21 protein-coding genes are annotated in these 23,854 nt (G+C 67.8%); 3 read left to right on the forward strand and 18 right to left on the reverse strand.

What is annotated here, in order from left to right:
- Window positions 1-9 precede the first annotated feature (9 nt).
- The 5 genes from I1A62_RS20175 to I1A62_RS20195 form a co-directional block, all read right to left on the reverse strand.
- On the reverse strand, window positions 10-1,203 hold the full coding sequence (locus I1A62_RS20175; RefSeq protein ID WP_219459555.1) for an acyl-CoA dehydrogenase: 1,194 nt from the start codon (window positions 1,201-1,203) through the stop codon (window positions 10-12).
- An 11-nt stretch (window positions 1,204-1,214) separates the two neighbouring features.
- Complete coding sequence (locus I1A62_RS20180; RefSeq protein ID WP_219461296.1) at window positions 1,215-2,894, reverse strand: class I adenylate-forming enzyme family protein; 1,680 nt, start codon at window positions 2,892-2,894, stop codon at window positions 1,215-1,217.
- A 22-nt stretch (window positions 2,895-2,916) separates the two neighbouring features.
- Window positions 2,917-3,651, reverse strand: a complete 735-nt coding sequence (locus I1A62_RS20185; RefSeq protein WP_219459556.1) for an SDR family NAD(P)-dependent oxidoreductase — start codon at window positions 3,649-3,651, stop codon at window positions 2,917-2,919.
- A 31-nt stretch (window positions 3,652-3,682) separates the two neighbouring features.
- Window positions 3,683-4,477 (reverse strand): enoyl-CoA hydratase-related protein, encoded by a 795-nt coding sequence (locus tag I1A62_RS20190; RefSeq protein WP_072937232.1) that lies wholly within the window; start codon window positions 4,475-4,477, stop codon window positions 3,683-3,685.
- Window positions 4,478-4,600: 123 nt separating this feature from the next.
- Entirely contained in the window at window positions 4,601-5,752 is a 1,152-nt protein-coding gene (locus I1A62_RS20195; RefSeq protein ID WP_124391617.1) for an acyl-CoA dehydrogenase family protein, read from the reverse strand.
- A 153-nt stretch (window positions 5,753-5,905) separates the two neighbouring features.
- Between I1A62_RS20195 and I1A62_RS20200 the strand changes: the two genes are divergently transcribed.
- Complete coding sequence (locus I1A62_RS20200; protein ID WP_219459557.1) at window positions 5,906-6,856, forward strand: hypothetical protein; 951 nt, start codon at window positions 5,906-5,908, stop codon at window positions 6,854-6,856.
- Window positions 6,857-7,017: 161 nt separating this feature from the next.
- Window positions 7,018-7,629 (forward strand): TetR/AcrR family transcriptional regulator, encoded by a 612-nt coding sequence (locus I1A62_RS20205; protein ID WP_012689589.1) that lies wholly within the window; start codon window positions 7,018-7,020, stop codon window positions 7,627-7,629.
- Between the two features lie 29 nt (window positions 7,630-7,658).
- Here I1A62_RS20205 and I1A62_RS20210 read toward each other — a convergent pair whose 3' ends face one another.
- The 8 genes from I1A62_RS20210 to I1A62_RS20245 all read right to left on the reverse strand — a co-directional run bounded on the left by I1A62_RS20210 (window position 7,659) and on the right by I1A62_RS20245 (window position 15,609).
- The gene (locus I1A62_RS20210; protein ID WP_219459558.1) at window positions 7,659-7,898 is read right to left on the reverse strand and encodes a hypothetical protein; all 240 of its coding nucleotides are present in this window, start codon (window positions 7,896-7,898) and stop codon (window positions 7,659-7,661) included.
- A 24-nt stretch (window positions 7,899-7,922) separates the two neighbouring features.
- Window positions 7,923-9,086: a thiolase family protein gene (locus tag I1A62_RS20215; RefSeq protein ID WP_219459559.1), complete on the reverse strand. Its 1,164-nt coding sequence runs from the start codon at window positions 9,084-9,086 to the stop codon at window positions 7,923-7,925.
- A 30-nt stretch (window positions 9,087-9,116) separates the two neighbouring features.
- Window positions 9,117-9,896, reverse strand: coding sequence for a crotonase/enoyl-CoA hydratase family protein (locus I1A62_RS20220; RefSeq protein ID WP_219459560.1), 780 nt, complete (start codon window positions 9,894-9,896; stop codon window positions 9,117-9,119).
- Window positions 9,893-10,657 (reverse strand): SDR family NAD(P)-dependent oxidoreductase, encoded by a 765-nt coding sequence (locus I1A62_RS20225; protein WP_219459561.1) that lies wholly within the window; start codon window positions 10,655-10,657, stop codon window positions 9,893-9,895. The genes I1A62_RS20220 and I1A62_RS20225 overlap by 4 nt, the downstream gene beginning before the upstream one ends.
- 62 nt (window positions 10,658-10,719) lie before the next feature.
- Window positions 10,720-11,868 carry an acyl-CoA dehydrogenase family protein gene (locus I1A62_RS20230; RefSeq protein ID WP_219459562.1) on the reverse strand — a complete coding sequence of 383 codons (1,149 nt, stop codon included), beginning with the start codon at window positions 11,866-11,868 and terminating at the stop codon, window positions 10,720-10,722.
- A 47-nt stretch (window positions 11,869-11,915) separates the two neighbouring features.
- On the reverse strand, window positions 11,916-13,106 hold the full coding sequence (locus tag I1A62_RS20235) for a CaiB/BaiF CoA-transferase family protein (RefSeq protein WP_219459563.1): 1,191 nt from the start codon (window positions 13,104-13,106) through the stop codon (window positions 11,916-11,918).
- On the reverse strand, window positions 13,103-14,422 hold the full coding sequence (locus tag I1A62_RS20240; RefSeq protein ID WP_219459564.1) for an MFS transporter: 1,320 nt from the start codon (window positions 14,420-14,422) through the stop codon (window positions 13,103-13,105). The genes I1A62_RS20235 and I1A62_RS20240 overlap by 4 nt, the downstream gene beginning before the upstream one ends.
- Window positions 14,423-14,607: 185 nt before the next feature.
- The gene (locus tag I1A62_RS20245; RefSeq protein ID WP_219459565.1) at window positions 14,608-15,609 is read right to left on the reverse strand and encodes a LysR family transcriptional regulator; all 1,002 of its coding nucleotides are present in this window, start codon (window positions 15,607-15,609) and stop codon (window positions 14,608-14,610) included.
- A gap of 120 nt (window positions 15,610-15,729) precedes the next feature.
- Here I1A62_RS20245 and I1A62_RS20250 point away from each other — a divergent pair, with 120 nt between their 5' ends.
- On the forward strand, window positions 15,730-16,386 hold the full coding sequence (locus I1A62_RS20250; protein ID WP_219459566.1) for a histidine phosphatase family protein: 657 nt from the start codon (window positions 15,730-15,732) through the stop codon (window positions 16,384-16,386).
- On the opposite strand, the gene I1A62_RS20255 is transcribed toward I1A62_RS20250, so the two are convergent.
- The 5 genes from I1A62_RS20255 to I1A62_RS20275 all read right to left on the reverse strand — a co-directional run bounded on the left by I1A62_RS20255 (window position 16,373) and on the right by I1A62_RS20275 (window position 23,846).
- Window positions 16,373-19,090 carry a LuxR family transcriptional regulator gene (locus I1A62_RS20255; protein WP_219459567.1) on the reverse strand — a complete coding sequence of 906 codons (2,718 nt, stop codon included), beginning with the start codon at window positions 19,088-19,090 and terminating at the stop codon, window positions 16,373-16,375. The two genes, I1A62_RS20250 and I1A62_RS20255, sit on opposite strands and share 14 nt — an antisense overlap.
- A gap of 5 nt (window positions 19,091-19,095) precedes the next feature.
- A complete protein-coding gene (locus I1A62_RS20260) occupies window positions 19,096-20,313 on the reverse strand; it encodes a cytochrome P450 (protein WP_257890845.1) in 1,218 nt (405 codons plus the stop codon).
- Window positions 20,314-20,323: 10 nt separating this feature from the next.
- Window positions 20,324-21,340, reverse strand: coding sequence for a PDR/VanB family oxidoreductase (locus I1A62_RS20265; protein WP_219459569.1), 1,017 nt, complete (start codon window positions 21,338-21,340; stop codon window positions 20,324-20,326).
- Window positions 21,341-21,554: 214 nt separating this feature from the next.
- A complete protein-coding gene (locus tag I1A62_RS20270) occupies window positions 21,555-22,784 on the reverse strand; it encodes an acyl-CoA dehydrogenase family protein (protein WP_219459570.1) in 1,230 nt (409 codons plus the stop codon).
- Window positions 22,785-23,846 carry a phosphotransferase family protein gene (locus I1A62_RS20275; protein WP_219459571.1) on the reverse strand — a complete coding sequence of 354 codons (1,062 nt, stop codon included), beginning with the start codon at window positions 23,844-23,846 and terminating at the stop codon, window positions 22,785-22,787.
- Between the last annotated feature and the right edge of the window lie 8 nt (window positions 23,847-23,854).

Here is a 23,854-nt window from a genome sequence, read left to right on the forward strand (position 1 = left end):
GTTCGTCTCCTATCCGCGGAACGCGTTCTCGCCGGTGAAGGCCTGCCCGAGAACCAGCTGATGCATCTCGGGTGTCCCCTCGTAGGTCAGGACCGATTCGAGGTTGACCATGTGCCGGATGACGGGGAACTCCAAGGAGATTCCGTTGCCGCCCAGGATGGTGCGCGCCGTGCGGCAGATCTCGATGGCCTCACGGGTGTTGTTGAGTTTGCCGAAGCTGACCTGGTCGGGTCGCAGCCCGGCCGTGTCCTTCAGCCTGCCGAGGTGCAGCGACAACAGCTGCCCCTTGTGCAGTTCCACCGCCATGTCGGCCAGCTTGGCCTGCGTGAGCTGGAATCCGCCGATGGGTCGTCCGAACTGGGCGCGGTCCTTCGAGTACTGCAGGGCGGCCTCCCACGCGGATCGCGCCGCGCCCATCGCTCCCCACACGATGCCGTAGCGCGCCTCGGACAGGCTGCTGAGCGGGGCGCGCACGCCGCGGGCGCCGGGGAGCATCGCCGATTCGGGCAGTCGGACGTCGTCCAGCACCAGTTCGCTGGTGACCGAGGCGCGCAGCGACATCTTGTGCTTGATCAGGGGCGCGCTGAAACCCGGAGTGCCGGTCGGAACGATGAATCCGCGGATCCCGTCGTCGGTGGCCGCCCACACCACCGCGACGTCGGCGATGCTGCCGTTGGTGATCCACATCTTGCGGCCGCTGAGGATCCAGTCCGAGCCGTCCCGCTTGGCACGCGTCGACATCGACGCGGGGTCGGAGCCGGCATCGGGTTCGGTGAGGCCGAAGCAGCCGATGATCTCACCGGCCGCCATGCCGGGCAGCCATTGATTCTTCTGCTCTTCGGAGCCGTTGTTCCAGATCGAGAACATCGCCAGGGAGCCCTGCACCGACACGAGGGAGCGGATGCCGGAGTCGCAGGCCTCGAGTTCGAGGCAGGCGAGACCGTAGTGGACGGCCGAGGATCCGCCGCACCCGTAGCCCTCGAGGTGCATCCCGAGGACGCCGAGTTTCCCGAATTCCTTCGCCAGTTCGCGGGCTCCCGGCAGTTCGCCGGCCTCGAACCAGTCGGCGACGTGCGGTGTGACGTGCTCGGCGCAGAATTTCCGGACGGTGTCGCGCACGGCGAGTTCGTCGTCCGAGTACAGCGAGTCGATGTCGAGTGGGTCGACGGCACTGAAGGGCCGCGGATGGGAATGGGTGGTCATGACGGTGTCCTTTACGAGCCGATTGTCTGGGATCCGCGGGTGCCCGGGGTGACGAATGCCCCGCTCTCGAACTCCCTGCGCGCGGTGTCGGTTGCCTTGTAGTGCAGCTTCTTTCCCGTCGCCGACACGGGGAGCGATTCGACGAAGCGGTAGGCACGGGGGCGTTTGAACTGCGACAGCATCGGGTGCCTGCGACAGAAGTCGTCCAGTACGTCGGCGGACGGGACCGGTGCGGTGGTGACGACGTACGCGACGACGACCTGTCCCCACTTGTCGTCCGGAACACCGACGACGAGCGAATCCGTCACCGACGCGTGCTCGTTCAGCGCTTCCTCGATCTGCACTGGGTGGACGTTCTCGCCGCCGGACAGGAGCATGTCGTCCTTGCGTCCGACGATCGTCACGAACTCCTTCTCGTCCCAGGTGGCGAGGTCGCCGATGTGCAGCCAGCCGTTCCGGAACTTCTGCTTCTCCTGCTCCGGGGCATCGACATAGGCGTTGGCACCTTTCGGGGAGCGGACGATGACCTCGCCAATCTCGGTGCCGTCCCTCGCGACCGTCTCGTGCGCGTCGGCGAGGCGGTCGTCGAACAACTTGACCACGGCGACGTCGTCGTCGATGCAGGCCCGCCCCGCGGTCCCGGCCATGTCCGGCAGATCTGTGGGACGCAGGAAGGTGTTCCAGAAACCTTCGGTGCTGCCGTAGCCGTTGAAGATTCGCGGATTCAGCACCTTCTGGTAGTGCAGCGCCGCCTCCCGCTCGAGGGGTGCGCCCATCGTCACGATGCCCTTCAAGGTGGACAGGTCGCGGGGCTTCTCCTCCTGGGCACGCGCGAGCATCGCCAGGTTGGTCGGAGCGCCGATCAGGAACGTCAGCCCGTACTCCTCGACGTGGTCGAGCGTGACGTCGGCGTCGAAGCTGCGCAGCGCCACCAGCGACGCACCGAGATAGAACGTGGGATTCGGACCGGCGCAGTACAGCCCACCGCGGTGGAACCACGGCGTCATGTTCAGCGTCTTGTCTTCCGCCGTCAGCGGGAAGTGCATGATCACGTCGTGGGCGCTGAAGATCTCGATCATGCTGTTGAGCGGGACGCCCTTCGGCATGCCGGTGGTTCCCGACGTGAACAGCCGGGTGGTCTCGTCCCACACCGTGCGAGTCACCTCCGGCGGCGACGCCGACTCGGCGACGAGGTCGTCGAACCGGATCACTTCGAAGCCGTTCCCCTGCAGGGGCTCTCCCGGACCGACGGCCACGACGAGCGCCGGCTTGTGCGTGGAGCGGGTCAGCGCGTCCCGCACCATCTCGCCGATCTCGGTGTCGTAGACGAACACCGTGGGACGGTTGGCGTCGAGGATGTACGCCGTCTCGCCGGACGCGAGGCGGAAGTTCATCGGCGATCCGATTGCCCCGCAGGCCTGCCCGGCCAGGTACAGCTGCGCGAACTCGGGGCCGTTGAACAACTGGTAGGCCACGACGTCGCCGGGAGCCACACCGGCGCGGGCGAGGCCGGTGGCGAGCCGATCGACCCGGTCGCCGAGTTCGGCGTACGTCCAGCTCTCGCCGGTCGACGGGGACTGCATCGCGAGTCGATCGGCGTACCGGTGCGTGTTGCGCCGGAAGCCGTTCAGATAGGTGAAGTCGTGCTCGAAGTACTGACGATAGGCGTGGGCATCGTATGCGTACATGATGAGTCCTCCGTCCCGGTGCCGGTCAGCCGGCCATGGTGAGGCCACCGCTGACGCTGATCACCTGGCCGGTGATGAACGATGCGGATTCGGACGCGAGGAACACGACCGGCGCCGCAACCTCCTCCGGGCGCGCGAGCCTGCGGAACGGAATGGCCTTGACCAGAGCCTCTTTCAGCTTCTCCGCCTGCGCCTGGAACAGCGGTGTGTCGGTCGGGCCGGGACACACGCAGTTGACGTTGATCCCGTGCCGGGCCATCTCCCGGGCCAGCGACTTCGACAGGGCGATCACGCCGCCCTTCGCGCCCGCGTAGATGCTCTCCCCCGCGCTGCCGACACGGCCGGCATCGCTCGCGAGGTTGACGACCCGCCCACCGCCACCCGCCTCTACCATGCCGGGGAGGAAGGCACTGCACATGTGTACGGGGCCGAGGTAGTTGATGGCGACGACCTTCTCGGCGAATTCGGTGGTGGCGTTGAGGAACTGGTCGGTGCGGTCCCATCCCGCCGCGTTGACGAGGATGTTCGCGACCCCCACCTCGGTCGTCACCCGGTCACGCAGGGCGTCGACCTGCGTCCGGTCGGCGACGTCGACGGTCATCGGAAAGAGCCGGTCGGGCCGTTCGGCCGCGGTCTTCTCCGCGGCCTGCAGGTCGAGGTCGGCGACGACCACCCGGTCGCCCTGCTCGGCGAGTGCGAGCGCGATGGCGCGGCCGATGCCGGATCCTGCGCCGGTGACCACTGCGATGTTGTTGCTCATGGTGTGTTTCCCCTTCCCGTGTGTGTCGAACTCAGGCGTTCACGTACTTGTTGAACTCGGGCTTGCGCTTCTCCGCGAACGCCGTAGCCCCCTCGAGGCCCTCGGGTGAATGCGTGAACAGGTCGAGCGCAGACATCGCGAGGTTGCTCAGTCCGGCCTGGTGGTCGGTGTCGGCGTTGAACGACTGCTTCAGGAAACGCAGGGTGGTGGGGCTCTTCTCGGCGATCTCCGCGGCGACGGCCTTCGCCTCGTCGAGCAACCGGTCCGCGGGGACGACCCAGTTGACCAGTCCCCAGCGTTCGGCGGTGACGGCGTCGTACTGACGGCAGAGGTACCAGATCTCGCGGGCCCGCTTCTCACCGACGACTCGCGCCAGGAACGCCGAGCCGAAGCCCGCGTCAAAGGAGCCCACACGCGGTCCCGCCTGGCCGAACTTCGCGGTCTCGGACGCGATGGTGAGGTCGCAGAGAACGTGGAGCACGTGGCCGCCGCCGACGGCGATGCCGTTGACCGCCGCGATGACGGGCTTGGGGACGTCGCGGATGAGTTTGTGCAGATTGCCGATCTCGAACATGCCGCTCTCGGTGGGCCCGTAGTCGCCGGTCTCCGCTCGCTGTTTGACGTCGCCGCCCGTGCAGAACGCTTTCTCCCCCGCACCGGTGAGGATGATCGCCTGCACCGTGTCGTCGGCCCATGCCGAGCGGAACGCCTTGATCAGTTCCTCGACGGTCTTGCCGCGAAATGCGTTGTAGCGCGCGGGGCGGTTGATCGTGACGACCGCAGCCGGGCCGTCGACCTCGTAGGTGATGTCTTCGTAGTCGGTCACGGTGATTCCTTTCCTGGAAGCCGGTAGTGAGAGCGGGCTCAAATGTTATGAACCAGTATTCGATAAGAATGAACGTATATTCACTGCACGGAGTGTGTCAAGGGTCACGCGGCCCTGCAACCGCTAGAGGAAGGCGCTGATCCCGGTCTCCGCCCGGCCGATCAGCAACTTCTGGATCTGGCTCGTGCCCTCGTACAGCGTCATCACCCGCGCATCGCGCATGTACTTGGCGACGGGGTACTCGTCGACGTAGCCGTAACCGCCGAACAGCTGGATCGCGTTGTTGGCGGCACGAACCGCGGCCTCACTGCAGAAGTACTTCGCCTTCGACGCGGCTGTCCCGAACGGCTCCCCACGCTCGATCAGGTCGGCCGCCCGCCAGGTGAGCAGCCGCCCGGCGTCGGCGTCGACGGACATGTCGGCGATCAGGTCCTGCACGAGTTGGAACGACGCGAGCGGACGGTCGAACTGCGTGCGCTCGCGGGCGTAGTCGACGGCCGCCTCGAGGCAGCCCTGGATGATCCCCACGCATCCGGCGCCCACCGAGACGCGGCCCTTGTCCAGCGAGTGCATCGCGATGGAGAAGCCCTGCCCCTCCGATCCGAGGAGGCAACTCGCAGGCACCCGCACGTCGGTGAAGGACAACTCGGCGGTCGCCTGCCCGCGGAGCCCGAGCTTCCCGTGGATCTCGCGGGATTCGAAGCCAGGGGTGTCCGTCGGGACCAGGAAGGCCGAAACACCCTTGGGCCCCGGCCCTCCGGTGCGCGCGAACACCAGGCACACCTTGGCCCACGTCCCGTTGGTGATGAAGATCTTGGAACCGTTGATGACGTACTCGTCGCCGCTGCGCACCGCCCTGGTCTTCAGATGTCCGGGGTCCGACCCGTTGTCGGGCTCGGTGAGACCGAAACAGGCGAGCGCCTCACCGGACGCGATGCGGGGCAGCCATTCATGTTTCTGCTCCTCGGTGCCGTGCGAGAGGATCACCTTCCCCACCAGCCCCATCGACACCGACACGATGCCCCGGACCGCGGAGTCCGCCCGGCCGAGTTCCTCCATCCCGAGGCAGTACGTGATGTAGTCGCCACCCAGCCCGCCGTACTCCTCGGGAATGGTCATGCCGAAGAAGCCGATGTCGGCGAGTTTCCCGACGATCGCGGTGTCCACCGATTCGGCGCGGTCCCACTCGGCGCGGTGCGGGACGACCTCCTTGTTCAGGAAGTCGCGGGCCAGCTGCCGGAATTCCTTCTGCTCCTCGGTCAGTGTCAGGTCCATGGAATGCTCCTCGATGCCGTGGTGAATGCACGATCATTGGATATGAGCGAGTGCTCACAACAAATGAAGCATTATTCATTTTAGTGAGGGCGTCAACCCTCGACGGGCACGAAGTGCTGGCCCGGTGCCGCGTCGCCTGGGTAGGCTCGGGACATGCCGGTCACCTGGTCGGACGACGTCGACGAGGTCATCCGCGACGACCTCACCAGCGGGTTCGCGTACGTCACGCCCGCGGGAGGAGCTGTGGTGGCCGCGGTGGCACCCTTCGGGTTGCGTGACCGCGAGCGGGGCACCGTCGGATTCACCACCTCGCTGGGCTTCGGCCGCAAGCTCGAGCGCATCAAGGCGGAACCGCGGGTGGCGCTCGCCTTCCACGCGCGTGAGCACGGAATCGGCGACGGCACCAACCGGCGCTACGTGCTCGTGCAGGGTGACGCGACGTTCGATCCCAGCCCCGACCGGGACCTCCTCGACGCACTCGGCGAGCGCTCGGCCCCCTATGTGGGAGCGCCGCGGCGTGGCCGATTCTGGGACCGCTGGCTCAGCGCGTACTACACCGACCGGGTGCTGGTGACGGTAACGGTGACACGGGTGACCGCCTGGCCCGACCTGCGCATGACCGGCGAGCCCGAGGTCTACGGCGCACCGCTCCCCGACGCCGACGCGGCGCCACAACCGCCGCCGAAGAAGGGCACAGGACCGCGGGTGGATGCGGTGAAGATCGGTCAGCGCGCCCGGAAGCTGCCGCACGTGCTGCTCGCCTACCGAGAGGCGGACGGCTATCCGACCGTCGTGCCGGTCGACGTGAACTCGGCGAGCAGCGAGGGCGTGCGTCTGAGGGTCCCTGCCGGGGTGCCGCAGGGCGGCCGCCGCGCCGGCCTGCTCGCCCACGCGTACCGGCCCCAGCTCGTCGGCCTCGAGTCCCGTCAGAACACCGGCTGGATCGAAGTCACCGGCACGGAGGCGGTGTACGCACCGCACACGCAGGGCGGATTCACTGCGCCGCCGAACAAGACGGTCCTGCTCCTGGCCAACGGATTCATGGCCCGCCGCGGCCTCGCGAAGGCCCGGAAGGAAGGCCGCACCCAGGCCCTGGGCCGATGAGCCGGACGACGCCGCGGTTCGCGTAGAGACTCGGCCCGCTCACGTGGTTCACCACTGCCGGGTCGGTCACGGTATTCTCAGCTGAACCGAACCTTCGGTCGGCTCCTGTGGACGACGGCGCACCGATGCGGTGGAGTTCTGCACCTGGAAGGATTGCGCGCATGACTACGGCACGCCCCGCACGGAAGACCGGTTCGCCCGGACGCCCCGGCTACGACCTCGACTCGCTGCTCGCTGTGGCGGTCAAGGTCTTCAACGACAAGGGCTACGACGGCACCAGCATGGAGGTGCTGGCCCAGCGCCTGGGAATCACGAAGTCGTCGATCTATCACCACGTGTCCGGGAAGTCGGAGCTCCTCGAACTGGCGCTGTCGCGCGCACTCAACGCTCTGTTCGCGGTCACCACCGAGGAGAAGGCGACGAGCGGCCGGTACATCGACCGCCTCGAGTACCTCGTCCGCCGCAGTGTCGAGGTACTCGCCGCCGAACTGCCCTACGTCACGCTCCTGCTCCGCGTCCGGGGCAACACCGCCGTGGAGCGTCGCGCGCTCGCCCGCCGCCGCGAGTTCGACGCCTTCGTCAGCGACCTCGTGGTCGCGGCGGCGGAGGAGGGCGACCTGCGGCCCGGAATCGATCCCGCTCTCACCAGCCGGCTCGTGTTCGGCACGGTCAACTCGCTGATCGAGTGGTACCGCCCCCGCACCGGCGGGACCGTCGCCGACCTCGCCGACGCCGTCGTCGAGCTGACGTTCGACGGGCTGCGCCGCGCCTGAGCGAGACGTCACCGGTCGCGCTACAACTGCTACAACGACAGGGTGGATCTCGATCGAATCGTCCACCGTCGTGCCCGCTCGGACAGCTGGGTGCGGAGCCGCGCTCGGACTTCGGCAGGCAGTTCGCGTGCCGCGACACCCTCCAGAATTCTCGACAGTCTCCGGTCGAATCCGGGTGTCGTCATACCGAACCCGATCCAGATCTCGTCGGGCGGTGGACCACCGTAGGGCAGCCACCGGCACGCGAACTCGAGTATGGCTGCGTCCACCCTCTCCACTCCGGTAGCCACGGGTCAGACCGTGACGGCGAGGTTTTCGAAGATGGTGGCATTGGCCATGCCGCCGCCTTCGCACATCGTCTGCAGCCCGTAGCGGACGCCCTCGGCGCGCAGGTGATGCACGAGGGTGGTCGCGAGGCGGGCCCCGGATCCGCCGAGCGGATGCCCGAGAGCGATCGCTCCGCCGAGTGCGTTGACCCGTTCTTCCGGTGCCCCGGTTGCCCGCAGCCAGGCGCCGACGACGCTGGCGAACGCCTCGTTGACCTCGAAGGCCCCGATGTCGTCGAGGGTCAGACCTGCGCGTTCGAGCACCCGCGCGGTGGCGGGGATGGGTCCGGCCAGCATCGCGACCGGGTCGTCGCCGACGACGGTTGCGGTGTGTATCCGGGCCAGCGGGGTCAGTCCGAGGTCGCGGGCCCGGTCGCCGGACATCACCAGCAGGGCCGCGGCGCCGTCGGAGATCTGCGAGGCGTTGCCCGCGGTGACGCGGCCGTCGTCGCCGAAGGCAGGCGTCAACTCGGCGAGCTTCTCGAGCGTCGTGGTTCGGCGGATCCCCTCGTCGGCGTCGAGTTTCGTTCCGTCCGGCAGGGTCACCGGCACGATCTCGCCGGCGAATCGGCCTTCGTCGACGGCCGCGGCGGCCCGCTGGTGTGAGCGCAGGCTGTACTCGTCGAGCCAGCCGCGGCTCAGTTCGTACCGGTCGGCAAGGATCTCGGCGCCGCGGCCCTGGTTGAACTCGATTCCGTCGTAGCGTCTCCGAATCGCCTCGCTGTTCGGGTCACCGAGCCCGACGCGCCGCGCCGATCCCATCGGGATGCGGGTCATCGACTCGACACCACCCGCGACGACGACGTCGTACTGGCCGGCGATCACTCCCGCGGCGGCGAAATGCAGTGCCTGCTGGCTCGATCCGCACTGCCGCTCGATCGTGGTGCCGGGAACCGACTCGGGCCATCCGGCGGCCAGCACCGCGTTGCGTGCAATGTTTCCGGCCTGCTCACCGACCTGTCCGACGCATCCCCACACGACGTCGTCGACCGACGCGGCGTCGACTCCGGCCCGGTCGAGCAGCGCGGTCAGCACGGCCCCGGACAGGTCGACGGGGTGGACCTCCGCGAGGCCGCCCTTGCGGCGGCCGATGGGGCTCCGTACGGCCTCGACGATGACTGCATCACGCATGGTGTGTTCCTGTTCTCTCGTTCTCGGTGATCACGTCGCGGTCCAGACCGGGGCGCGGCGTTCGGTGAAGGCGGCGGCGCCCTCGCGGGCGTCGTCGGAGTCGAAGACCGGCATCACGATCTGCCGGGTCCGCTCGAACATCTCCGCGTGCGGCCAGCCGGGAGACTCGTCGACGACCCGCTTGCTGGCCCGGACTGCGAGCGGCCCGTTGCCGGCGATCTCGTCGGCGAGTTCGAGCGCCGCCGCCAACACCTCGCCCTCGGGAGCGAGCCGGTTGACCAGCCCCAGCGGGTGCAGTTGCGCGGCGGTCACGGTCTTGCCGGTGAGCACCATCTCCAGCGCCACCGCTCGCGGCAGCCGTGCGGGCAGCCGGGTCAACCCGCCCGCGGCGGCGACCAGGCCGCGGCGAACCTCGGGCAGGCCGAACGTTGCGGTCGGCGCGGCGACGACGAGGTCCGCCGCCAGGACGATCTCGAAACCGCCTGCGAGCGCGGGGCCGTCGACCGCGGCGATCAGGGGCTTGGCGGGCGGCGCCTCCACCAGCCCGGCGAATCCACGGCCCTCGATGCGCGGGCTCTCGCCCCGCAGGAAGGCCTTGAGATCCATTCCTGCGCAGAAGTATCCGCCGGCTCCGGTGAGCACACCGACTCGCAGCTGCGGATCGGAGTCGAGCAGTTGAACCGCCTCGGCGACGGCCTCCGCGACCGCACGGTCCACCGCGTTGCGGGCCTGCGGCCGGTTCAGCGTGATGACCAGCACCGGCCCCACCCGTTCCGTCAGCACGACCGGCGTGGGCGCCTCTGCGGTCACCTCGGTGCCATCCGGATCGCACCGTCGAGGCGGATCGTCTCACCGTTGAGCATGCCGTTCTCGATGATGTGCTCGGCCAGCGCGGCGAACTCGGACGGCTCGCCGAGCCGCTGCGGATGCGGAACCGAGGCCGCCAGCGCGTCCCGGATGTCGTCGCGTGCATTGAGCAGGAGGGGTGTCGCGAACACGCCGGGCGCGATGGTGCACACCCGGATCCCGACGCCGGCGAGGTCGCGGGCGGCGGGCAGTGTCATCCCCACGATTCCCGCCTTGGACGTCGCGTAGTTGATCTGCCCGATCTGGCCCTCGTACGCGGCGACGGACGCGGTCAGGACACATACGCCGCGGTCGCCGCCCCGCAATTCGTTCGCGGCCATCGCCTCGGCCGCGAACCGCAGCACGTTGAACGTCCCGATCACGTTGAGCCGGATCACCGACTCGAAAGGCTCGAGGTCGGCGGCCTTGCGGTCCTTGGTGAGCACGCGCATCGGCCGTCCGCGGCCTGCGCAGTGCACGACGGCCCGCACCGGGCCGCGCTCGGCCACGGCGGCGAAGGCCGCGGCCACCGCGTCGCCGTCGGTCACGTCGGTCGGTACGAACCGTGCGGCGGGCCCGAGCGCCGCGGCCTGCTCTGCCCCCGGCGAACCGGGGAGATCGAGCAGGGTGACGGTGGCGCCGGACTCGACCAGCCGGGTGGCGGTGGCGAGTCCGAGTCCGGATGCTCCGCCCGTGACGACGGCGTTGATGTCCTTGATCTGCATGGATGAACCTTCGATGTGGCCGGGCCCCAGTGGTGCCCGGAATGGTGTGGAGTGCGAGATGCCTAGAGCCCCATCGACTTCGAGATGACACTCTTCATGACTTCGCTGGTGCCGCCGAAGATCCGGGTGACGCGGGCATCGGCGTACAGTCGCGCGATCGGGTACTCGGTCATGTAGCCGTAGCCGCCGTGCACCTGCAGGCACTTGTCGATGATCCGGGCCTGCACCTCGGTGCAGAACAGCTTCACCTTGGCCGCGTCGGCGGGAGTGAGAGTGCCGGCGTCCAGGGCGATCAGCGCCTGGTCGATCAGGGCCTGCCCGGCCTGCAACTCGGTCGCGCACTCGGCGAGTACGAACTTCGTGTTCTGGAAGCCGGCGAGCGGCTTACCGAACACCATCCGCTCCTTGGCGTACGCGATCGCCAGGTCGACCGCGGCGGTGGCCGTGGCCTGCGCGGTGATCGCGATCGACAGCCGCTCCTGCGGCAGGTTGTGCGCCAGCATCTTGAAGGCGGTGCCTTCCTCACCGAGCAGGTTGGCCGCGGGCACCCGGACGTTGTCGAAGGTGAGTTCGGCGGTGTCGCTCGACTTCATCCCGATCTTGTGCAGGTTGCGACCGCGAGTGAACCCGGGCATGCCGGATTCGACCACCAGCAGCGACAGACCGTTGCGGCGATTCTCGGGGTCCTTCGAGGTCCTCGCGACCACGATCACGAGGTCGGCGTTGATGCCGCCGGTGATGAACGTCTTGTTCCCGTTGAGGACGTAGTCGTCGCCGTCGCGGACGGCGGTGGTCGTGACACCGGCGAGGTCGGAGCCGATGCCGGGTTCGGTCATCGCGATCGCGCTGACGAGCGCGCCGTCGGCGAAGCCGGGGAACCAGCGGTCGCGTTGTTTCTCATCGGCGTATTCGAGAAAGTACGGGAGCACGGTGTTCAAGTGCACCTGGAAGCCCCCGAGAGACGCGGCCGCGTAACCGATTTCCTCGTACACGACGGTGTTGAACAGGAAGCTGTCGATGCCGCCGCCGCCGTACTGCTCGGGCACCTGCAGTCCATTGATCCCGATCTCTGCCGTCTTCTTGTAGAAGTCGCGGGGGATGGAACCGGCGGCCTCCCAATCGGGCAGGTTCGGGGTGATCTCCTTGGCGATGAACTGTCGGACCACGTCGCGGAAGGCATGATGGTCGTCGGTGAAGATGTTGCGTTGCATGGTGATTCCTTCGAAAATGGGTCGGCGGTGAGTGCCGTCGACGGATGTCAGCGGCCGAGTGCGACGACGCCGTCGGCGGCCAGCGCATCGAGCGCGTCTGTCGGGTAACCGAGTTCGGCGATCAGTTCGGCGGTGTGCTGCCCCAGGTCGGGCGCACCTGCCGTCGGGAGCTTCGGGACACTCTCGAGGTGCCACGGCGTGCCGAGAGCGGTCGCAGGCACGCCGTCGGGGCGGCTGACCTCGATGAAGAGACCGGAGGCCTGGACGTCGAGACTGCGCATCGCCTCGGGATAGGTGTTGATCCGCCCGGCGACGACACCGTTGGCGGCGAGCACGTCCATCGCCTCGTCGCTCGTCATGGTCGCGAACGCGGCGCGCAACTCGGTGAGCAGGGCGGGGCGGTTGCGGACCCGGCTCTCGTTGTCGGCGAACCGGGCGTCGTCGGCGAGTTCCGCCCGGCCCAGCAGTCGGCACAGTCGCCGGAAGTGGACCTCGGAGTAGGCGGAGACCACAACGCTGCCGTCACTGGTGGGCATGATGTCGGCGGCCGGGGCGACCGTCGGCTGACCGTTGCCCATGCGCCGTGGTTCGTTGCCGGTGTCGAGGTAGGCGCCCCAGTTCGGGGCCTGCAGATGAATGGCGACCTCGAGCAGCGACACCTCGACGGTGTCGCCCTCGCCGGTGCGCAGGCGCCTGATGTACGCGCCGAGGATTGCCTGGGCACAGACGTAGCCGGTGGCGGCGTCGACGATCTGGGCACCGACCTTCTGTGGCTCGCCGTCGTGCTCGCCGGTCACCCACATCAGGCCGCTCTCCGCCTGCGCGGCGATGTCGAGGCCGGCACGATTCCTGGACGGTCCGTGCAAGCCGAACCCGCTCACCGTCGCGTACACAAGGTGCGGATGCGCGGCACGCATCTCCTCCGCGCCCAGACCGAGCTTGTCCATCACCCCGGGACGCAGATTCTGCACCACGATGTCGGCGCCGGCGATCAGACGGCGGGCGATCTCCTGACCGCGCGGGTCCATGAGGTCGAGCGCGATTGCCCGCTTGCCGCGGTTGTAGTTCTCCACCATGGCTTTACCGTGCGCGCCGATTCCACGTGCGGACTCGCCGTGCACCGGTTCGACCTTGATCACGTCGGCGCCGAGGTCCACCAGGACCTGGGTGGCGGCGGGGGCAGCGATGAATTGACCGAAGTCGATGACGCGGACGCCGTCGAGAGGCTTGTCGATCATGCGGTCTCCTCGGCACGCTTGCGGATGACGGTGATGTCCCGTTCGGGGTTGACCAGGAACACCGCGATCGCGCTACCGACGATCATCAGGATGCCGCTGATCAGGAAACCGGTGCCGTAGCCCGAGATCTTGTCTGCCGCCCGGCCGACCGAGAAGCCGAGTACGAGTGGTGCGACCATGCCGGAGATACTCGACACAGCGCCGAGGCCACCGAGGACCATGCCGCGTTTGCGGGACTGCACGACGTCGGCGATTGCCGTCAACGCCACGCCGTACGCCGCGGTGTTGAGCGAGAAGGCCAGGGACACGAGCAGGATCTGCAGCAGTCCGGCCGACACGATGGTGAACCCGACCATGGTGATGCCGGCGCCGGCGATCAGGCCGGCCGACAGGTAGCCGCGCGCAACCTTCCGGGAGACGCCGCGGGAGACGAGGCGATTCGAGAACCATCCGGCAGCGATCGCACCGACCGCCGCGAGTCCGTAGGGAAGCATGACCAACCGACCGGTGGTCAGGGTGTCGTAGCCGAGACCGTCTTCCAAATAGACGGGGAGCCAGGACACCTTGAGCGTGGTGGACCAGTACGAGCAGAACATCAACAGCGCGATCCCGATCACCGTCCCGGTGCGCAGGATCGTCCGGTACGGGGCGTCGACGGTGTCGACGACGGTTTCGGTTGCCTGGGCCGGCTCGGCGGCGTCGCCGGGTGCGCCGCGTCCGAGGAGGATCCAGGCGACCACCCAGACCAGACCGACCGTGATCAGGAGGTAGAACGCGGCGTGCCAGTCCCAGCGGACGATGATCCAGGTCAGTACGGGGGCGGCGATGAGGACGCCGAGCGAGGATCCGGCGGTGACGAAGCTGCTCGGCAGGGCACGCTTCTCCGGCGGGAACCAGGAGTGGACGGCGTGGTTGGCGAGGGCGAAGGCCGGGCCCTCGGCGAACCCGAGGACGAGCCGGCAGGCCACCAGGACGCCGAAGGTCACGGTGCCGGTCAGGGGCACCATGGTGGCTACCCAGAGCAACATCAGTCCGGCCAGCAGCCATCGGATACTCACCCTGGACGACAGCCAGCCGAAGAACAGGGCGCCGGCGGCGAACAGCCAGAAGAAGCTGCTCTGGATCATGCCAAACTGTTGCGGCGTCAGGCCCAGATCCTTCTGGATCTGGACGCCGGCGAACGCGATGACGGACTTGTCCGCGAAATTGATGAGCATGAACACGACGAGCAGTCCGGTAATCATCCAGGCGCGACGGGTCAGCGCCGATCTGGTACGCCGGGACGCTGCGGTGGTCGGCGTCGATACTTGAGTCATAGGGCCTCTTCGGAAACGAACCGTCGCGACGTGTCTGCATGGGGTGAACCAGTCCGGACGGATCTCGAATGCGACCTTCGATCGATCCGGATCCCGTCGCAACGGTGTGATCAGGTACACACCATTGAAGTCCCGAGTATCGATCGGGTCAAAGACCAGAAAAGTAGGAGAAATACTGTAATTGCCTATGAGTTCGTGGCACGCGCGTTGTCGTCACGAATCCGGCGGTCGGACTCGGCCCGCGTCAGCTGCGCGGCCTCCACGAGGGAAACACCGGAGGACATGAGCACGGCGATGGACGCGGCGAACTCCTCGAACGACGCGCGGGCGCAGGCCAGGAACTCCGTCGACGCCTGGGTCATCCGGCCGGGACGGCGGACCACACCCATGCGGCGGGTGAGCCGCGGCGAGAGTTCACGCACCACCCCGCCGCGCAGCATCGCATCGAGTCCGCTGCGCAGGGCCACAATCGAGACCCCGCCGCCCGCGAGAACGATCGGCAACACGGCGCCACGCTGGCGCACCTCCACCGCGACGTCGGGTTCGACACCGTGCAACCGGAGCGAGCGGTCGATGAAATCCCGCGTCGCCGTGCCCTTTTCGCCCATGACGAAGGGAACACGGGTCAACGCCTCGATCGGCACCGGATCCGGCCACCGGGCATCGGTGCCGGGCGGACACACCAGGACGAGCTGCTGATCGATGAGTTCCTCCCCGACGAGGTCCTCGGTGGGGAGGGGCAGCGCGAGAATGCCCAGCTCGCACGCCCCCGACCGGACCAGCGACACGATATCGGCGGTCTCGTCCCGTTCCTCGATGTGGAACCGCACGTCGGGGTACTGCCGGCGGAACTTGGCGACCCACACCGACAGCGGATCCGAGGACAGGTCCGAGAGCGACGCGATGTCGATCCGGCCGCCGCGCATCGCCCCGACGTCACGCACGGCGTTCTCGGCCGACTCCACCTCCCGCAGGATGCTGCGTGCCGGGCCGACGAGCGCCTCACCGGCAGGCGAGAGCACGAGGCCACGGCCGACGCGATGGAACAACTCGACGCCCAGGTCCTTCTCGAGCTTGCGCACCGCCTGCGACAGCGAAGGCTGCGCCACACGCAACTGCGCCGCGGCGCGGGTGACCCCGCCGCAGTCGACTACAGCGAGGAAGTACTCCATCTGCCGCATGTCCATGCTCTGAATCTAGAGGTACCGGCACCGCGGCGGAGGGCCGATAGGGATCTCCCGACAGTGTGCGGGCGACCGGCCGAGAAGGGTATGCCGCCGGTGGCCGGGTGAACTACCGTGCGCCGCATGAGTGTTGTCCTTCTGGTCCGTCACGGACAAGCATCCTTCGGCACCGATGACTACGACCGCCTGTCGCCGCGCGGCCGGGAACAGAGTCGCGCCCTCGGCACCGAACTGAATCGTCGCGGCATCGCTCCCGTCCGGACAGTCACCGGAAACATGAAACGCCAACGAGAGACGGCTCAGGAGGCAAGCGCGGCAGCCGCCTGGCACACGACGCACCCCGACGTCGATCCGGGTTGGGACGAGTTCGACGCAAGCGACTTGCTGGCTGCGAACGGTGAGCACGATCCGCAGGCGAAGGCGGATTCGCGCGCCTTCCAGCGGCTGCTCGAGCGGGCGTCCACACGATGGTCGTCCGGTGACCACGACGCCGACTACGCCGAGACGTTCGGTGCGTTCACGGCCCGGGTCGACGCGTCCCTCGACCGCGTCGCCGGAGGGCTCGAACGCGGGCAGACCGGTGTCGTCTTCTCCAGCGCCGGCGCGATCGCCTGGGTGACCGCCCGGCTGCTCGGGGGCGGATTCCCCCAATGGCTAGCCCTGAACAGGGTCGCGGTCAATTCCGGCGTCACCAAGATCGTGATCGGCTCGTCGGGGACGTCCCTCGTGGCGTTCAACGAGCACGGTCATCTCCCGGACCCCTGGGTCACCTACCGGTGAGACTGTCCGCCCGCTCGTGGGCCACGATCAGCTCGACCCGCGAGTTGTAGCCGGTCTTCTTGTAGAGGCGGGTGAGGTAGGCCTCGACGGTCTTGCTGCTGTAGTGGAGAACCTCGGCGATCTCCCGGTTGCTGAGGCCGTCTCGGACCAGCGTGACGAGGTGACGCTCCACATCGGTGAGAGGTCCGGGTGCCCCCGATTTGTCGGCACGTCGGTCGAGGACGAGACCGCGCGACCGGCCGGCGGCCTCGACCCGCTTCAGCCACAGCGTCGCGTCCATCTTCTTGAACAATGCCCAGGCTGCCTCGAGGTGATCGGCGCCGTCCCGGCCGACGACGCCGAGCGCATGGTGGGCCTGCGCCGCGATGAAATGCATACCCTGCTCTTCGGCCTCGAGAAGCACGTCACGTGCGCGGTCCACGTCACCGAAGCTGCGGGCATGGCCGATGCCGGATGCCATCCGGGCCTTGGGCGAACCGATGTCCTCCGCAAGGCGGCAGAACTCGTCCGCGACGTGCCGAGCGGCCTCGACCTCTCCCGACGCCAGGTAGCCCTCGACCAGACTCGTGTGGGTGATGGTCCCGACCTCGTTCCAGCCGCGGATTCCCGCTTCCGATCGCAGTCGCTCCAGGACCGGCATGGCGTCCTCGCACCGGGACCTCGACACCTCGACCGACGCCTGCACCGCCTCCCAGACCGCGAAGTCGATCCGGCAGGAGGCCGGCGGCTTCGTCGCGGCCAGCACGGACGCCGCACGCCGGAAATCGCCACGGCCCGTGAGGATCTGCACCTCCAGACATCGCAGGCGCGCCAGAGCGCTGCGCATCCCCGAGAACTCGAGATGGACTGCCTCCCGGGCGATCGTCTCGGAAGCCGCGGTCCAGTCTCCGGTCGTGAACTCGGCGAGCGCGCGAGCCAGTACGGCTTGCCCGCCCAGGTTTCCGAATCCGGCGAGTCCGGCGGCGTCACCCGCCTTCGTCAGCAGCGCGTTCGCACGACCGGTCGCGCCTGCCGTTGCGGCGTGGTGCGCCGCCGACTCCAACGCAGCAGTGCGCGTGCCCACCGGGAGTTCCCGGTCGCCGGTTCCCAGGATCTCGAGGCGGTCGACGGCCTCGAGCAGATTCGGGAACGTTCCGACGGAGGCTTCGACCTGACCGAGGTACGTGTAGGCGACCACCTGGTCCGCCGGAGTCGAGTCGCGCACCTGTGACCACGCCGTCGCGGCCAGGACGCGCGCCTGATCCGTGTCACCGAGGCGCGCCGACATCGCCGCGCGTTGCGCGAGGTAGGGCGTCGGGTCCTGCGCCCGCCCCGCCTCGGCGACCAGCAGGTCTAGAGCACTTTGCGGATCGCCCATCGCGTTGTGGCAGTGCACGATCGTCGCCACGGTGCGGTCGCGGGAACGACCCGCCTCGAGGACGCCGAGCGCTTGCCTGCCGGCTTCGATGGCCAGGGCCGGCCGTGCACCCTTCCAATCCGCCGCGGACTGCCTGCCGAGGATCTCGCCGGCGGCGGCGTCCGCCCGGGGCAGCAGGTCCAGCGCACGGCCGTACCAGCGGGCGGCCGTGCGCGGCGACGTGCGCAACGCCCTGTCGGCGGCGCGCAACGCCACCGTGACCGCGACCCTGTCGCCGCGCGCCGCACCCTCGGTGACGTGCTGGGCGCGCTCGAGGGCCGGCATGCCCAGCTCGTGGTCGGTGCCCTCGATCCGCGCGGCAATCGCAGCATGAACACGGCGGCGCTCGGCCGGACCGATCTCGTCGTACAGCAACTCACCGATCAGCGGGTGGCCGAATTCGTACCAACCGGACCCCGTTGCCACCAGCGCACCGCGCGCGACCAGTGAGTCGAAGACGGCCCGGACCTCGCCCAGCGACCTCTCGGCGAGTTCGGCGAGGAGAGGAAGGTAGTCCAGATCCACCCGTCCGAACACCGCGACCAGACGACCCAGTGCACGGACGGCGTGATCCCCGGGAAACAGCCGGTGGAGCAACGCCGCAGGGCGCGGAAACCGAGGCGGGGAATCGTCGACCAGGTAGCCGATCCCCTGCTCGATCCGGACCGCACCCGCAGCGCGCAACGCGTTCACCGTTTCCCGGACCAGCAGCGCGTTCCCCCGCGTCCGCTCGGTCAGATAACCGGTCAGTCGCTCGTCGGGCACGGCGCCGAGCACCGACTCGACCAGTTCGCCGAGGGCCTGCCCCTCCACCGGTCGAAGCTCGAGAATCGTCCGTGCCTGTTCGCTCACGAGATGGCCGATCGTCGCGACCAGACGTTCGCCGGTCGTCCACGGCCGAGTCCGCGAGGCGAAGATCACGAGGAGCGGGCGGCCCGCCAGATGCCGGGCGGCGAGGGTCACGGCGACGAGGCTGTCCTCGTCCGCCAGGTGCGCGTCGTCCACGACTACGACGACCGGCGACGAATCCGTCATCGACTGCAACAGCGCCGTCACACCATTCGGATCGCTCGGTACCGCAGTGTGGCCGTGGACTCCCACGAGAGTGCGCACCGTCGCGTACGGGATGTCGCGGTCGTATTCGTGCGCCGCGGCGTACAAGCACGTCCATCCGCGCCTGCGGGCGGCGTCGATCGTGCTCCGCAGGAGGTGTGTCTTGCCGGTGCCGGCCTCACCGAGAATCAGGTACGTCGAACCGGCACCGGCGCTCAATCGCTCTATGGCGCAGTCGAACACGGACTCGCTCACATCATCTAGGCGAGGCTCAGCCGAAGCGGCATGGCCTTCCATCCTCGGAGCGTGTTGTTGTGATAGCGACGTACGGGTGCCGCAAGTTCGACGCACGTCACCCGGGTCACGAGAACCTCGAGCAGGCATTCGGCCTGCAGACGCGCCGCGTGCTGACCCACGCACTGGTGGATCCCCATCCCGAAGGCCACGTGCCCCGAGGGATCACGCGAGAGGTCGAACCGGTCAGGGTCGTCCCACCGGCGCGGGTCGCGGTTCGCGGCGGCGTAGCACAGCAGCACCCTCGTCTCGGCCGGTATGACGGTCCCGGAGATCTCGACGTCGGCCGACGTCTTGCGGAACAGCATCTGGACCGGCGACTCCCAGCGCAGCGCCTCGTCGAACGCGACTCGGGCGAGGTTGGGGTTCTGTCGAAGTGCCGCCCACTGATCGGGATGTGTGGCGAATCCGTAGAGCATCGCGGAGAGACCGTAGACGGTCGTGTCCACACCTGCCGACAACAGCGAACGCGTGAGGAGCGGCGCCAGTTCGTGCATGATGTCGCCGCGGTCGGCGGCCGCCCAGATCTCGCTGCCGAATCCTTCGGGTTTCAGGGACTCCCGGGCACACTTCGCCGTGGCCCATTCCGCCAGCGCCTCGCTCCGGCATTCGCCCTGCAGAACCCGTTCGTTTCGCGGCCCCAGGGCATTGAAGATGTGATCCGCGTAGGGAACGAGATTCTCCCGCTGCTCCTCGTCGATGCCGGACGCGTCGGGAAAGAAGTTCACCGGAAACACGGCCGCGATGTCGTTGTATCCGTCGATTTCGATCGCGTCCCCGGCAGCCGTGCCGCCCAGCAGGTTGTCGATCAGCGTCTCGGCCTGCCGTGTGCAGGCGTCCTTCATCGCGCGCAATGCTCGTGCGGACAGGATCGACTGCAGCACCTCGCGGGGTGCGTCGTGCTCGGGCGGGTCGGTCTGAAGCAGTCCCCGGGCCCGCCACGGCTCGTTCAGGCCGACTCCGGAACCGGAGGTCATGCCCTGCCAGTTCGAGAGCGCGCTGTGGACCTCGTCGTAACGCCCGACGGCGTGGACGTTGTACCGGGGCAGGAAGACGACAGGCCCGGATTCACGCAGTCGCTCCTGGAACGGCAGCGGGTTCTCGAGGTTTTCCGACGAGAAGGGGTCGTCGTCGAGGGACGGGGCTGTCGAGCCCTGCCGTCCGGTGGTATCCGTAATCGACACTGTCAGCCTCCTATAGATCCAGCACGAGTCGTTCGGTGATCGAACGTGACACACAGACGAACATCCGGTCTCCCTTGGCGCGCTCCGCATCACTCAGGAGTGAATCCCGATGATCGGGAACACCGCCCACGACGCCGACTTCACATGTGCCGCAGACTCCCTCGTTGCACGAGGACAACACCGGGACGCCGGCGGCGTCCAGGGCCTCGAGAACGGTCTGTTCGGTACCGACGGTGACAGTCCTGCCGGAGTGGGACAGTTCGATCGTGAAGGGTTCGGTGCGGACCGGTGGCGGCTGGGAAGGCGCAACGAACCGCTCGAACCGGACGGCCCACCCGGGCCAGTTCGTGGTGGCGGATTCGACCGCCGCCAGCAGGGGCTCGGGTCCGCAGCAGTAGACCTTGGCCCCCTCCGTCGGCTTGTCGAGGAAATCGAGCGGCAGATGACCCGATTCGTCCTGCGGCCACACCGTGACGCGGTCTCCGTATCGAGCCAGTTCTGCGAGGAAGGCCATGGAGCGACGCGACCGACCGCCGTAGAGCAGGTGCCAGTCGATTCCCAGCTTCTCGGCTGCGGCGATCATCGTCATGATCGGGGTGATCCCGATGCCGCCGGCGATGAATTCGTATCGGCTCGCCTGAGCCAGACCGAAATTGTTCCGCGGGGTGCCGACGCTGAGCATGTCCCCGACGGCCAGATTCTCGTGAATGAACTGCGATCCGCCCTGGGAGTTCGGCTCCCGCAACACGGCGACCTCGTAGGCCGAGGCATCCCACCGGTCGCCGCACAACGAATATTGCCGCACCTGGGAACCACCGTCCGCGGTCGGCATGACCAGGTCGATGTGCGCGCCGGGCGTCCAATGCGGGAGGCGCCCACCGGTGGGCTCCTCGAGCCGCAGTTTCACGACGCCGTCTGCCACGACGTCCTTCCGCGCGACCTCGAGCGTCTGGTTTCCGGGTCGCCGGGTGACCGGCGATGCGGGCGAGGACGAGTCGGCACCATGCTGAGCAAGATGATTTGGCACGCCATGATCATGCGCGGCGCCTGCTGGTGAGATCAATGTCTCACTCACTATCAAGGCGATAGCCACAGTCGCCTGCCGAACGGGCCCTACACACGACAGTGTCCCCCGCACCTGGGTTACAGGTGAGGGGGACACGGGTGGGCCGTCACGGCGAAACCGACTCGCTTCGTGGGCGAGCGGAGCCGAACGCTCTCAGCAGAAACCGACCGAGCGGTCAGGCACTGCGTCGTGCGGCCTGGCGGCGAAGTTCATTGCGCGCCAGCGCGTTCTTGTGCACCTCGTCGGGTCCGTCCGCGAACCGCAGCGTGCGGACGTACGCGGCTGCCGGGGCGAGGAAGAAGTCCTGAGAGAGCCCGCCGGCGCCGTGGACCTGGATGGCCTTGTCGATGATCCATTCGACGGTCGACGGCGTGGCGATCTTGATCGCCTGGATCTCGGTGTGGGCGCCCTTGTTGCCCACCGTGTCCATGAGCCAGGCCGTCTTGAGGACCAGCAGGCGCAACTGCTCGAGACGGACCCGCGATTCGGCGATCCAGTCGCGAATCACGCCCTGTTGGCTGAGCGGCTTGCCGAACGCCACGCGTTCGTCGGCCCGCTCGCACATGAGTTTGATCGCCCGCTCCGCGATGCCAATGGCGCGCATGCAGTGATGGATCCGGCCGGGTCCCAGCCGGGCCTGGGCGATCCCGAAGCCGTCGCCCTCGTTGCCGATGAGATTGGCAACCGGAACCCGCACGTCGGTGAACTCGATCTCGGCATGTCCACCGCTGTGGTGGTCGTCGTAACCCAGGACCTTCATCGCGCGCGTGATGTGGACGCCGGGGGTGTCCCGCGGTACCAGGATCATGCTCTGCTGGCGATGCCTGTCTGCCGTCGGATCCGTCTTGCCCATCACGATCAGGATCTTGGCGTTGGGATTCATCGCACCGCTGATGTACCACTTGCGGCCGTTGATCACGTAGTCGCCGCCATCGCGAACGATACTCGTGGAGATGTTGGTGGCGTCCGAGGATGCGACGTCGGGCTCGGTCATGGCGAACGCCGAACGGATCTCGGCCTTGAGCAACGGGGTGAGCCATTCCTTCTTCTGCTGCTCGGTGCCGAACATCGACAGCAGTTCCATGTTGCCGGTGTCCGGGGCCGAACAGTTCAGCGCCGCGGGAGCGAGGAGCTTGCTGCGGCCGGTGATCTCGGCCAGCGGCGCGTACTGCACGTTCGTCAGCCCGGCACCCTCGGCCCCGGGAAGGAAGAGGTTCCACAGCCCACGGCTGCGTGCCTCCGCTCTCAGCTTCTGCAGGATGGGAGACTCCGACCACGCGAAGCGGTTCTCGAGGCTGTCCAGCTCATCCAGGTACGCCGCCTCGGACGGGTAGACGTGCCCGTACATGAAGTCGACGAGTTCCTTGCGCAACTCGTCGGTCCGGGCGTCTGTCGAGAATTCCATCTACTTGTACTCCTTCAGTGAGTCGAGCCCGAGTTCGAGCAGCAACGGCACAGTGCTGCCGCTGTCCTCGAAACCCGCACCCACGGTTTGACGATTGATGTGTCGATACCGGACGCCCTCGGAGATCGAGGCGAGCTTGAAACATGCCAGACCGAGGTGGAAGCCGAATCCCTCCAGTTCGCGGCCGCTCTCGGCTTCGTACTGTTCGATGATCTGCTTCTCGGTGAGGTAGCCGGGTGCCAGCGTCGCATCGTACTTGGCCGGTTCCGTCGTATCCCGTTCGAACACGATCTTCGCTCGCCGCTGATAGGTGAGCATCAACGCCAGGTCCAGGAGCGGATCGCCCAGCGTCGCCAGTTCCCAGTCGATGACCGCGGCAGGCATGTCGTCGGCGCCGACGAGCACGTTGTCCAAGCGGAAATCACCGTGGACGATGCCGGCGGCCGACTTCGAGGGGACGGCCGCGACGAGTGCAGTGTAGAGCTCGTCGGCGCCGGGGAGATCGCGGGTGTAGGACGCGTCCAGCTGCGTCTTCCAGCGTTTCACCTGCCGTCCCAGGAAGCCCTCGGGGCGGCCGAAGTCGTTCAGGCCCACCTCTCGCGGTTCCACCCGGTGCAGCTTTGCCAGTGTGCGTACCAGCTCGATGGAAATGGCTCGGGTTCGAGCGGCACCGAGTGGCCTGAGCTCATCGGCGTACCGGTACGGCATGCCCTCGATCCGCTCCATGAGGTAGAAGTCGGTGCCGAGAACGTCCTTGTCGTCGCAGTAGGCGATCATCGCAGGCACCGGGACGTCGGTGGTGCGAAGTGCGCCTGCCATTCGGTACTCCCGGCGCATGTCGTGAGCCGTCGCCATGACCTCACCCAGGGGCGCACGACGCACGATCCACTGTTTGTCACCGTCGGTGAGGTCGTAGGTCAGATTCGATTTCCCGCCCTCGATCAGGCGGGCCGACAGCTCCCCTGCCACCAGGCCCGGTCGCTCCCCGGCCAGCCAGTCGGTGATTCGATCGAGGTCCAGCCCGGGCGGGGATTGGGGACGCGTCGTCTGTGTGTGCTCCATGTGGGACC

This window comes from Rhodococcus sp. USK10 (assembly GCF_019378875.1).
GTDB lineage: Bacteria > Actinomycetota > Actinomycetes > Mycobacteriales > Mycobacteriaceae > Rhodococcus_F > Rhodococcus_F pseudokoreensis.

Bases quoted from the DNA above. Each gene is read 5' to 3' on its own strand.
- I1A62_RS20175 (WP_219459555.1), bottom strand. From the start codon at position 1,203: ATGACCACCCATTCCCATCCGCGGCCCTTCAGTGCCGTCGACCCACTC.
- I1A62_RS20185 (WP_219459556.1), bottom strand. From the start codon at position 3,651: ATGAGCAACAACATCGCAGTGGTCACCGGCGCAGGATCCGGCATCGGC.
- I1A62_RS20195 (WP_124391617.1), bottom strand. From the start codon at position 5,752: ATGGACCTGACACTGACCGAGGAGCAGAAGGAATTCCGGCAGCTGGCC.
- I1A62_RS20200 (WP_219459557.1), top strand. From the start codon at position 5,906: ATGCCGGTCACCTGGTCGGACGACGTCGACGAGGTCATCCGCGACGAC.
- I1A62_RS20205 (WP_012689589.1), top strand. From the start codon at position 7,018: ATGACTACGGCACGCCCCGCACGGAAGACCGGTTCGCCCGGACGCCCC.
- I1A62_RS20215 (WP_219459559.1), bottom strand. From the start codon at position 9,086: ATGCGTGATGCAGTCATCGTCGAGGCCGTACGGAGCCCCATCGGCCGC.
- I1A62_RS20225 (WP_219459561.1), bottom strand. From the start codon at position 10,657: ATGCAGATCAAGGACATCAACGCCGTCGTCACGGGCGGAGCATCCGGA.
- I1A62_RS20230 (WP_219459562.1), bottom strand. From the start codon at position 11,868: ATGCAACGCAACATCTTCACCGACGACCATCATGCCTTCCGCGACGTG.
- I1A62_RS20235 (WP_219459563.1), bottom strand. From the start codon at position 13,106: ATGATCGACAAGCCTCTCGACGGCGTCCGCGTCATCGACTTCGGTCAA.
- I1A62_RS20240 (WP_219459564.1), bottom strand. From the start codon at position 14,422: ATGACTCAAGTATCGACGCCGACCACCGCAGCGTCCCGGCGTACCAGA.
- I1A62_RS20245 (WP_219459565.1), bottom strand. From the start codon at position 15,609: ATGGACATGCGGCAGATGGAGTACTTCCTCGCTGTAGTCGACTGCGGC.
- I1A62_RS20250 (WP_219459566.1), top strand. From the start codon at position 15,730: ATGAGTGTTGTCCTTCTGGTCCGTCACGGACAAGCATCCTTCGGCACC.
- I1A62_RS20270 (WP_219459570.1), bottom strand. From the start codon at position 22,784: ATGGAATTCTCGACAGACGCCCGGACCGACGAGTTGCGCAAGGAACTC.
- I1A62_RS20275 (WP_219459571.1), bottom strand. From the start codon at position 23,846: ATGGAGCACACACAGACGACGCGTCCCCAATCCCCGCCCGGGCTGGAC.